9 protein-coding genes are annotated in these 10435 nt (G+C 65.8%); 5 read left to right on the top strand and 4 right to left on the bottom strand.

What is annotated here, in order from left to right; genetic code table 11:
* Positions 1–361: 361 nt before the first annotated feature.
* From ENJ19_09355 to ENJ19_09335, 5 genes are all read left to right on the top strand, one after another.
* Positions 362–1138: a peptidase gene (locus ENJ19_09355; protein HHM05930.1), complete on the top strand. Its 777-nt coding sequence runs from the start codon at positions 362–364 to the stop codon at positions 1136–1138.
* Positions 1139–1246: 108 nt separating this feature from the next.
* Positions 1247–1609 carry a hypothetical protein gene (locus ENJ19_09350; protein HHM05929.1) on the top strand — a complete coding sequence of 121 codons (363 nt, stop codon included), beginning with the start codon at positions 1247–1249 and terminating at the stop codon, positions 1607–1609.
* 157 nt (positions 1610–1766) lie between these two features.
* A complete protein-coding gene (locus ENJ19_09345) occupies positions 1767–2834 on the top strand; it encodes a kelch-like protein (protein ID HHM05928.1) in 1068 nt (355 codons plus the stop codon).
* A gap of 149 nt (positions 2835–2983) precedes the next feature.
* Positions 2984–3499 (top strand): N-acetylmuramidase, encoded by a 516-nt coding sequence (locus tag ENJ19_09340; protein HHM05927.1) that lies wholly within the window; start codon positions 2984–2986, stop codon positions 3497–3499.
* On the top strand, positions 3466–3930 hold the full coding sequence (locus ENJ19_09335; GenBank protein HHM05926.1) for a hypothetical protein: 465 nt from the start codon (positions 3466–3468) through the stop codon (positions 3928–3930). Before ENJ19_09340 ends, ENJ19_09335 begins: the two co-directional genes overlap by 34 nt.
* On the opposite strand, the gene ENJ19_09330 is transcribed toward ENJ19_09335, so the two are convergent.
* From ENJ19_09330 to ENJ19_09315, 4 genes are read right to left on the bottom strand one after another with little or no spacing between them, the layout of a single operon-like run.
* Positions 3914–5920, bottom strand: a complete 2007-nt coding sequence (locus ENJ19_09330) for an ABC transporter ATP-binding protein (protein HHM05925.1) — start codon at positions 5918–5920, stop codon at positions 3914–3916. The two genes, ENJ19_09335 and ENJ19_09330, sit on opposite strands and share 17 nt — an antisense overlap.
* 3 nt (positions 5921–5923) lie before the next feature.
* Positions 5924–7708, bottom strand: a complete 1785-nt coding sequence (locus ENJ19_09325; GenBank protein ID HHM05924.1) for an ABC transporter ATP-binding protein — start codon at positions 7706–7708, stop codon at positions 5924–5926.
* On the bottom strand, positions 7708–8913 hold the full coding sequence (locus ENJ19_09320) for an ABC transporter permease (protein HHM05923.1): 1206 nt from the start codon (positions 8911–8913) through the stop codon (positions 7708–7710). The genes ENJ19_09325 and ENJ19_09320 overlap by 1 nt, the downstream gene beginning before the upstream one ends.
* Positions 8906–10288: an ABC transporter permease gene (locus ENJ19_09315; GenBank protein HHM05922.1), complete on the bottom strand. Its 1383-nt coding sequence runs from the start codon at positions 10286–10288 to the stop codon at positions 8906–8908. The genes ENJ19_09320 and ENJ19_09315 overlap by 8 nt, the downstream gene beginning before the upstream one ends.
* Positions 10289–10435 lie beyond the last annotated feature (147 nt).

The raw sequence follows: 10435 nt of genomic DNA, 5'->3' as shown, positions 1-10435 counted from the left end.
GGATGTCCTGACCCTGGCCAAGGCGCTGCATTAACCCGGCAATTAGGATTGTCGGGTTAATAGCGCGGCACAAGGATGTGCCGCCATTGGCGCAAGTCAATGCGAGCCCGCGAAATACCAGCCATTTCGCACAATGGTGCCCGTATTTCGCGGGCGGCAATCAAACAGGTCAGGACGACCTGTTTGATTGCCGGGTTAATAGGTAATACAAGCCTGTGTTGACATGGGATGCAGCGGGGGACGGGGACGTCCCCGTTTCTTTTTGCGTCGCGCACCGCTTTGTTACACTCAATGGCTTCTGGTGCAATGCTTCGCGGCGGGACGCAACAGCACCACCCGACAAAACCAAACCATCCAGCCCATGACCTACTGCTTAGCCATCAAAGTGGACGACGGCCTGGTGCTTGCCTCAGACTCCCGCACCCACGCCGGCCTGGACGATATCAGCGTCTACAGCAAGATGCATGTCTTCAACGCGCCGGGAGAACGGCTGTTCGTGGTATTGAGCGCCGGCAATCTGGCCACCACCCAGGCGGTGATCAATCTGTTGCAGCGGGACATGGCCGATCTCCACGCCAAACCCAGCCTGCGCACCGTTGACTATCTGTCCGACGCGGCCGACTATGTGGGCCGCCTGAGCTGCCAGGTGCAAAAGTCCCACGGTGACAAAACGCCGCATCAGGGGCTGAACCTGGGAGCCACCTTCATCGTGGCGGGCCAGATCAAGGGCCAGGCCCATGATATGTATCTGGTCTACCCGGAAGGCAACTGTATCGCCGCCTCGCCCGGCAAGCCGTATTTGCAGCTCGGCGAGACCAAGTACGGCAAGCCCATTCTCGACCGCATCATCACGCCCCAGACCTCTCTGGCCGACGCCGCCCGCTGTGCCCTGGTGTCGCTGGATTCCACCATGCGCAGCAACCTCTCTGTGGGACCGCCCCTGGAGCTGGCCATTTACGCCCAACGCGAGTTCGCCCTGCAACAGCAGCTCACCCTGCAGGCCGATGCCCCCTTCATCGCCGCGCTGCAACAGCAGTGGGGAGAAGGCCTGAGCCGCGTCTTTGCCTCCCTGCCCCGCTTCCCCTGGGAAACACCCGACGGCCGCACCGGCGCCGGCCGGGACCAACCCGGCACTTAGTAAACCTGGTTGACTATTAACCCGACAATCCTAATTGCCGGGTTAATAATAACCCGGACAAGGATTTAAGCTCGACACTTCTCATGTTGCGTCTTCCCGGGAAGTGCGATGACCGAGCACCCCCCTGTCGCCCGCCTCATAATCCGCGCCTTCCGCCATTTTGAGGTGGAACTGCTGCGCCGTCTGCGGGAACAAGGCATCAGTGACATCAGCTACGCCAACCTCAACGTGATCCGGCATCTGGACCGCCAGGGCCTGCGCCTGCCCGCCCTGGCGCCGGCGTTTTCCCGCTGTGCCCACCCTCGCCCCAGCCGCACCCTGGTGCTCACCGATCCGGCCTTCAACTTTCGCGCTGTGCCGGGATTTGGGGACCGCTTTGCCTCCGCCTGTACGGCGCCTACGGCCGCTTCGGCCCCACCCGTCTCATCAAGGCGCTGGTCAAGGACCACGCGGCCTTTGGGGCATCCCTGAAGAACATCGCGGACTTTGATTTCGACCGCATCATCGTCTCCCACGGCAACGTCGTGGCAGCCGGCGGCAAAACCGTCTTCACCGCCTGGCTGGATCCGGACGGTGCCTGGCCGCCGGCCGTCGAATAAACCCGGCCCGGGCGCTACACTACGGGGCCATGAGCCGCAGCCGCATCTCTCTGGCCATCGCCGCCGTCTTCGTGGGCACCCTCCTGCTGCTGGCGGCGCTGCGCCCCACTCCGCCTGCCGCCGGCGGCACCGCCAAAGCACACGGCGGCGCGCTCAAGTCCTGGCAATCCCTCCGGCCGTTCAAACTGCCCCGCCGCGCCCTGGCCGCCGTGGCGGCCCGGGGCCACCTCTACGTCATCGGGGGCATGGACGGCAACGGCCATTACGTCGCCCCGGTGGAATACGCCCCCATTCTGGCCGACGGCCGCCTGGGGCCCTGGCGCCAGACCAGTGCCTTGCAGGAGCCCCGCTTCTATCTCGCCACCGTGGCCCTGGACGGTTATCTCTATGCCCTGGGGGGCGCCAGCGGCCCCCGCGGGGAAGACAACCGGCCCAGCGCCACCGTGGAGCGGGCGGCGATACAGGCCGACGGGAGTCTGGGACCCTGGCAGCGGCTGGCCTACCTCACCACCCCCCGGCGCGGCCTCAAGGCCGTGGTCCGCGGCCGCCATATCTACGCTCTGGGCGGCTACAACGGCAGCTTTCTGAAGTCGGTGGAACACAGCCGCGTCGCGGCGGACGGCACACCCGGACCCTGGCGGCCGGACCCCGAGCGGGCCCGGGTCAGCCGCTATATTCATTCCGCCGCCGCGCTCGGCCATCATCTCTACCTGTTGGCGGGCCATGTGCAACACCAAAACCGCATGAGTTACGGCGATGTGGAAAGCGCCGCCCTGCGCCCCGACGGCAACCTGAAACCCTGGCATATCCAACCCAGCCGCCTCAACGTTCCCCGCTTCATCGCGGAGGCTTTCGCTTTAGAAAACCACCTCTACATACTGGGCGGCCACGACGGCGGCCGGCGCCTGCGCAGTGTGGAATACGCCCCCGTGGATGAAACGGGCCGGGTCGGCCCCTGGACTGAAACCACCCCTTTGCCCGAACCGCGCAGCGCGGCGGCCGTGGCCGTGTGGCAGGGGCGGGTTTACGTGCTGGGGGGGATGGGCGGGAGCCGCATTCTCAGCACTGTCACGATGAGCCGGCCGCGGTCACGCTGACACCGAGGTGGCGCTCCCGCCGCACCCCGTGCCGGGCCTGGCCCGGCCCACAGCATCAACACGGGTTTGCGGCTGGAATACGGATGCAGGTACCCTGTCTGTACTGAAGGGAACAAAGCAGGCATATACGCCGCACGGGAGAGGAACCCATGGCCGACTTCAATCCCGCATTTGAGATCATGATCCGCAATGAGGGGGGCTATCAGCTCCACAATGTTTCAGGTGACCGCGGCGGGCAGACCTATGCCGGCATCGCCCGCAACTTCCACCCCGGCTGGGAAGGCTGGCGCTACATCGACAGCAACGATCTGGACAATCCGGCGCTGTCCCGGTCTGTCCGCAACTTCTACAAAACGGCGTTTTGGGATGCCGTCAACGGTGACAGCATCGCCAGGCAAAAAATTGCCGAAAGCCTGTTCGACTTCGCGGTCAACGCCGGGCCGCGCACCGCCATCAAGCTGGCGCAACTGGTGGTGGACACGGTGCCCGACGGCATTATCGGCCCCAAGACCCTGGAGAAACTCAACGCGGAAGAGGAAGACAGCTTCGTGGCCAAATACGCGCTGGCGAAAGTGGCACGCTACGCGGAAATCTGCAACCGCGACCGCAGTCAGAGCAAATTTCTGTTGGGATGGATCAACCGCACACTGAGGGGGCTGGCATGAATCTGTTAGGCATAGGCAGCATCATCGAGGGGGTCGGCAAAATCGCCGATGACTTGTTCACTTCCGATGAAGAGCGGATGAAGATCGCTTTGCAGGAGAAGGGGCTGGAGGCCGGCCTGATTCAAGGCCAGCTGGACATCAACAAGGCCGAGGCCCAACACAAGAGCGTGTTCGTCGCCGGCTGGCGGCCCTTTATCGGCTGGGTGGGCGCTGTGGCACTGGCCTATCAGTTCATCCTCTATCCTCTGATGACCTGGGGCTGGACCTTCATGCAGGCCAAAGGCTGGATCCCCGCCGAACTCAAGCCGCCCCCCATCCTCGACGCCCAGGCCTTGTGGGTGGTGCTGACCGGCATGCTGGGCATCGCCGGCATGCGCAGCTTTGACAAATTCAAAGGCACCCAGACGGACAGTATCACCCCGAAGAAGTAACCCCGTCCGCCAGCACGCAGCACACCACATGCCCACCGGCCACCGTCACCGCTGGCGGATACTGGCGGCGGCACTGCTCGCGTGCCCGGGGGCAGCGGGGATGAAAATAGCATCCCTCCGGTGGCTGGACGGGCGAGGGGAGATCGCCCGCCAAGGGCGTGACATCGGCCCGGCCTTTCCCGTGCACGGTGGGCACGGCGGCCAGCAACGCCTGGGTGTAGGGATGGCGGGGCGCATTCAACACCGCATCCACCGGTCCGGATTCCACAATGCGGCCCAGATACATCACCGCCACCTCGTGGGCAAGGTAGTGCACCACGGACATGTTGTGGGTGATGAACAAATACCCCAGGCCCAGCGCCTCTTGCAGGGATTTGAGCAAGTTGAGGATCTGCGCCTGCACCGACACATCCAGGGCACTGGTGGGCTCGTCGCAGACAATGAACCCGGGCTGTACCGCCAGGGCCCGGGCGATGCAGATGCGCTGGCGCTGGCCCCCGGAGAATTCATGGGGGTAGCGGCCTTTGGCCGCGGCGCCCAGGCCCACCTGCTCCAGCAACTCACCGACCCGCCGCTCCCGCCCGGCCCGGCGCGTCACCACTTTGAGCGCCGTCATCCCTTCGGCAATAATATCCTCCACCCTGAGGCGCGGATTCATGGCGGAATACGCGTCCTGAAAAACAATCTGCAGCCGGCGGCGACAGGAACGCATCGCACCGTCGTCCAGGCCCGCCACAGCCACGCCGTCGTAGCGCACCCGCCCCCGGGTGGCCGGGATAAGCTGCAAAACTGCCTTGCCCACGGTGCTCTTGCCACAACCGGACTCCCCCACCAGGGCCAGGGTGCGGCCCCGCGCCACCTGCAAACTGACCCCGTCCACCGCCCGCACCTGGCCCGGCGCGCGGCGCAGCAGACCCCGGCGCAAGGGAAAATACACGGCCAGATCCTCCACCTCCAGCAGCGGTGCAGCGGCGGCCGCTGCCAGCGGCGGCGGGCTGGCGGCAGGCACGGCGGGCGCGCCGCCGGCAGGGCCGGGAAACAGGCAGCGGACGCGCCGGCCGCCGGCGCCACCCTGCCAGGGCGGCGGCGCCGCGCGGCAGGAGACCGCCGCCCGCGGGCAGCGCTCGGCGAAGCGGCAGCCGCGGAAGCGGGCGTCCAGGGGCGGCACCTGCCCCTTGATCGCCGGCAGCGGCCGGTCCCGCCGGGCGCCCTCGGGCAGGGCCGCGAACAGGGCCTGGGAATAAGGGTGGGCGGGGGCGGCGAAGAAGGCGGCGCGGTCCGCCTGTTCCACCAGTTGGCCGGCGTACATCACCGCCACCCGGTCGGCCATGCCCGCCACCACCCCCAGGTCATGACTGATCAGCAGCAACGCCATGCCCGTGTCACTTTGCAGCTCGCGCAACAAGGCCAGAATCTGCGCCTGGACGGTGACATCCAGCGCCGTGGTGGGCTCATCGGCAATGAGCACCTCAGGCTCGCCGGCCAGGGCCATGGCGATCATGACCCGTTGTTTCATGCCGCCGGACAGTTGGTGCGGATAATCCCGGGCGCGCCGCCGGGGATCGGGGATGCGCACGGCATCGAGCAACGCCACCATGTGCTCCTGCAAGGCCCGGCCCCGCAGGCCGCGGTGGCGCCTGAGCGCTTCACCGATCTGCTCGCCCACGGTGAACACGGGGTTGAGGGCGCTCATGGGCTCTTGAAAGATCATGGCCATGCGGGCGCCCCGCACGGCGCTGAGAGCGGCCTCGGACAGGCCGAGCAGTTCCTCTCCCCCCAAGCGCACGCTGCCCCCGGCCCGGGCGCTGCGCGGCAGCAGCCCCATCAGCGCCAACGCGGTCATGGATTTGCCACAACCGGACTCGCCCAGCAGGGCGAAGGTCTCACCGCCCCCAAGGTCAAAACTGACGCCGTCCACCGGACGCCGCTCCCTCCCGCCCGCGGCCAGGGCAACGCCGAGTTCCCGCACCCGCAAGACCGGCCCGGCCACGACTCAAAGAACCAGCCGCGGCACGGCGGCAAGGAGTTTCTGGGTATAGGGATGGCGCGGCCGGCCGCACACTTGCGCCGTGGGGCCGCGCTCTACGATGCGGCCGCCGAACATCACCGCGGTCTCGTCGCTCACGTATTCCACCACGCCAATGTTGTGGGTGATGAACAACAAGGTGAGTTGATGCTCGTCGCGCAGGCTTAACAGCAGTTGCAACACTTCCGCCTGCACTGACACGTCCAAGGCGCTGGTCACTTCGTCGCAGACAATGAAGCGCGGCTGCAGGGCCAGGGCCCGGGCGATGCCGATGCGCTGGCGCTGGCCGCCGGAGAATTCATGAGGATAGCGCCACAGGTGCTCGGGCGCCAGTTGCACCCGTTGCAACAGACTCCGGGCCCGCTCCAGCCTCTCTTCTTTGGAGGCACCGAGGCCATGGGCCTTCATGGGCTCGGTGAGGGTCTCGGCGATGGTCAGGCGGGGATTGAGGGAGGACATGGGATCTTGAAAAATGATTTGCAGCTCCCGCCGCAGGGGCCGCACCTGGGCCCGGCTGAGGCCGGTGATGTCCCGGCCCGCATAGTGTATCTGCCCCCCGGTGGGCTCCGCCAGGCGCAATATCGCCCGCCCCAAGGTGGTCTTGCCGCAGCCGGACTCGCCCACCAGGGCCAGGATCTGCCCCTTGGGGATGGCGAGATCCACGCCGTCCACCGCTTTGACGTAATCGGCGGTGCGGCGCAGCAGGCCTTTTTTGACGGGGAAATAAACTTGCAGATCCCGCAAATCAATCAGCGGCGGGGGGGACGATATCTCCCCCGCCCCCCCTTTTGCAAAGGGGGGGGCAGACACGTCAGCATGTGACGCCGGCACGCGACGTCCGCCGGCAACGCCCATGTTTTGTTTCTCATTTTGAATCAAGCGCTCTTCTTCCTCCCCCCTCTGCCTGAGGCCGGCCGGGGAGGGGGGGCTGTTTCTCTTCAGATTCTCCGGCAAGGCCGCCAGCAACTGCCGGGTGTAATCATGCCGGGGATGGCGCAATACCTCGTCCACAGTGCCACTTTCCACGATCTTGCCCAAACGCATCACCGCCAGCCGCCGGGCCATTTGCGCCACCACGCCGAAATCGTGGGTGATGAACAACATGCTCATGCCCTTGCGCTCCTGCAAGTCGCGCATGAGCCGCAGGATTTCCGCCTGCACGGTCACGTCCAGGGCGGTGGTGGGCTCGTCGGCGATGAGCAGGTCCGGCTCGCAGGCCATGGCCATGGCGATCATGACCCGCTGGCGCTGGCCGCCGGAGAGGCGGTGGGGATAGTCGTCCACCCGCTCTTTGGCCTTGGGAATCTGCACCTGCTCCAGGGCCAGGATGGCCCGCTCCCGCGCTTCCGAGGCCGCCATGGCGGGACGGTGGATCTGCAAGGCCTCCATAATCTGGTCGCCGATGGTGAACACCGGGTTCAGCGAAGTCATGGGCTCTTGGAAGATCATGGCCATGCGGGCGCCGCGAATGGCCCGCTTGCGCGCTTCCGACGCGGTGAGCATGTCCACCCGTTCCACCCGGCCGTCGTCGTGGCGGTAGTCGAAAGCGATGCGACCGGCGGGGTGGTGGCTGATGTCCCGCGGCAGGAGCTGGATCACCGACAGGGCCGTCACCGACTTGCCGCTGCCCGATTCGCCCACCAGACAGAAAGTCTCCCCCTTGGCGATGGCGAAGCTGACACCGGCCACTGCTTTGACAGTCTCGTCACCACTTTGCAGGTGGACATGCAGATTTTCGACCTCCAACAGCATCAGCGGGCGGCTTTCTTGAGATAGGGGTCAATGGCGTCGCGGATGGCCTCGCCGATAAGCATATAGGCCAGCACAGTGAGAAAGATGGCGCCGCCGGGAAACACCGCCATCCACCAGTTGAAGGTGGCGGCCTGCACCGCCTGGTTGAGCATCTGTCCCCAGGAGGGCTCGCCCACGGGACCCAGTCCCAGGAAGCTCAAAGTGGCCTCGGCCAGGATGGCGGAGGCCACGGAAAAGCTCAAGGTCACCAGCACCGGTGCCATGCCGTTGGGCAGCATGTGGCGGAACAACACCGAGCGCAGGGGCAGACCGCAGGCAATGGCAGCCTGCACGAACTCCTGCTGGCGCAGGCGCAAAAACTCGGCCCGCACGTAGCGGGCGAAGCCGGGCCACCCGGTCAGGCCGATGATCACCATCATCATGTACAGATCACGGCCGAAAAAGGCCACCAGGGTGAGCAGCAAAAAGATCACCGGAATGGCTTCGAAAATCTCCAGCAAGCGCATCCCCAGGATATCCACCACGCCGGAGAAATAGCCCATCAGCCCCCCGATGATGACGCCGATGACCAGGGCGATGCCGGTGGCCACAAAACCGATGCTGAGAGCGATGCGGGCGGCGTGGATCATGCGCGAGAGCACGTCGGCACCGTTTTCGTCGGTGCCGAACCAATGGCGGCGCCCGGCGCCGGCCAGGGGCGGCTCCAGGCCGGTGTCGCCGTAATCGCGCAAATAGTCCTGGGCCGAATAGGGAATGGGGGCATAGATGACCCGCTGGTAACGCCCCGCCCCCTGGGCCTCACGGTATTGCTCGTAGACCGTCAACTGCGGCGGCGCCAAAAAGGCATGGCTGACCACCGCGGCCACGGCGGCCACGGCGGCAAACAGCAGCAACTTGACGCGCAAGCGCAGCGGCAGCGGCCACAGCAGCAACAGCGTGAAAAACGCCGCCAGCAAAGTGGCATCGGCGGCGGTCAGAAAGCGCAAGGCGGGGCTGTGCCAGCCGCCCTCTTCCAGGACCAAGAGGGGATGGCTGTTGGCCAGAAAGGGGGCAAACACCGCCGCCACCACCAGCAGCCCCACCCACAGCAGGCCGAGGCGCGCCCCCCACTGGGCCAGCACTTCGCGACTCACCTTGGCGGCGAAACCGCGGCTGCGGCGGGCTTCGCGCAGGCGGCGGGCAGTGCTGTCGGGACGCTCAGTCATAGCTCACCCGGGGATCGGCAATGGCATAGCACACATCGGCGATGAGGTAACCGATGACGGTGAGCAGGGCGCCGATCAGGGTCAGGGACAAAATCAGCTCCCGATCCCGCCCCATCACTGCCTCCACCGCCAGCCTGCCCATGCCATCGATACTGAAAATGCTCTCCACGATCACCGAGCCGCCGATGAGGCTGGGAAGCAAGCCCGCCGCGACGGTGATCAGGGGCAACAGGCTGTTGCGGAACACGTGGCGCCACAAAACCTGCGGCTCCGCCACCCCCTTGGCGCGGGCGGTGCGGGCGTAGTCGGCCAGCAGGTTTTCCAGCACGGCGCTGCGGGTCAGCCGCGACAAAAAGGCGAAACCGCCGTAGGACAAACACAACACCGGCAAAATCAAATGCCAGAGGCGGTCCAGCAAAAAGCCGCGCACGAAGTCGCCCTGGGCGAAGTGCAGCGCCAGCCCCACCCCCAGGCCGAAACCCACCAGCCCCAGCACGGCGGTGCGCAGCGCGCGGTAATCCATGTAGGCCGTTGCACCTCCCAACAGGCCCAGCGCCGCCGCCAGCACCGCGGCCACAGCCGTCGACCCCCCGTCAGGCAACGCCGCCGCCATCAGCACGCCCAGGACACCGCCCAATACGGCCGTGAGCGCCACCCGCCAAGGGCGGGGCGCCCACAGACTCAAGGCCACCAAAGCCACCGCCGCCAGGCCGGCGGCGGCAGCCAGCAACAGCACATCGGTGAGACTGCTCCAATGAGGCAGAAACGGCATGTCCAGGGCTTCGCGGCGGCTCAGGCCCGCGGTGGGAAACCAGTGCCAATACTGGTCGCTGGCGAAAAAGCCGATGAGCAAGACGCCCGCCAACATGGTGGGCACGGACCACAAAGTGAGCATGACCACGTTGGACCCCACATCGAACGGCTGACCGCGCCGGGTGGCGGCGTGCACACCGATGGCGATGGCAATGATATAAATGAGCGGAACGGACAGCACATTGAGCAACAAGGTCACCGGCACCCGCTCTTCGAGCAAATCCACCACCGGGCGGCCGTAGCGGAAACTGGTGCCCAGATCCGAGCCCTTGGTGAAGGAAAAGCCGGTGATGTCGTTTTCCTCGTCCAGGGTGAAACCAATGGGCGAAATATTGTTGAGCCAGCGCAGATACTGCACCGGCGCGGGCAGATCCAGACCGTAGCGGCGGTTGTAATACTCCTCCATGGCCTGCTTGACTTCCGGCTCCAGGTTCTGCCCCTCGATCAGGCTTTGGGCGCTGATGCCGCCGGGGGCCAGGGCCATGAAGGTGAACACCACCGCGGTAATCCCGATCAGGGTGGGAATCATCAACAGCAGGCGGCGGAGGATGTAGACGTGCATCAGAACAAAGCGGCGCCAGCGCAGGAGAGCACCCGAAACGGGCGTGAAGAACAGATCGCGCCTGCCACCGGCAGCAGCAAAAACAGACTCAAAATCCCGGCACAGGGTGCCTCCCTTTGGAAAGGAGGGGGCTGGAGGGGAATGTCA

It is taken from the genome of Gammaproteobacteria bacterium (assembly GCA_011375345.1).
Taxonomy (GTDB): domain Bacteria; phylum Pseudomonadota; class Gammaproteobacteria; order DRLM01; family DRLM01; genus DRLM01.
This window is presented reverse-complemented; position numbering and strand designations above follow the sequence as displayed.

Excerpts from the sequence above, each read along its gene's own strand:
- ENJ19_09345 (HHM05928.1), top strand. The coding sequence starts at position 1,767 with ATGAGCCGCAGCCGCATCTCTCTGGCCATCGCCGCCGTCTTCGTGGGC.
- ENJ19_09355 (HHM05930.1), top strand. The coding sequence starts at position 362 with ATGACCTACTGCTTAGCCATCAAAGTGGACGACGGCCTGGTGCTTGCC.
- ENJ19_09325 (HHM05924.1), bottom strand. The coding sequence starts at position 7,708 with ATGCTGTTGGAGGTCGAAAATCTGCATGTCCACCTGCAAAGTGGTGAC.
- ENJ19_09320 (HHM05923.1), bottom strand. The coding sequence starts at position 8,913 with ATGACTGAGCGTCCCGACAGCACTGCCCGCCGCCTGCGCGAAGCCCGC.
- ENJ19_09350 (HHM05929.1), top strand. The coding sequence starts at position 1,247 with ATGACCGAGCACCCCCCTGTCGCCCGCCTCATAATCCGCGCCTTCCGC.
- ENJ19_09335 (HHM05926.1), top strand. The coding sequence starts at position 3,466 with ATGGATCAACCGCACACTGAGGGGGCTGGCATGAATCTGTTAGGCATA.
- ENJ19_09315 (HHM05922.1), bottom strand. The coding sequence starts at position 10,288 with ATGCACGTCTACATCCTCCGCCGCCTGCTGTTGATGATTCCCACCCTG.
- ENJ19_09340 (HHM05927.1), top strand. The coding sequence starts at position 2,984 with ATGGCCGACTTCAATCCCGCATTTGAGATCATGATCCGCAATGAGGGG.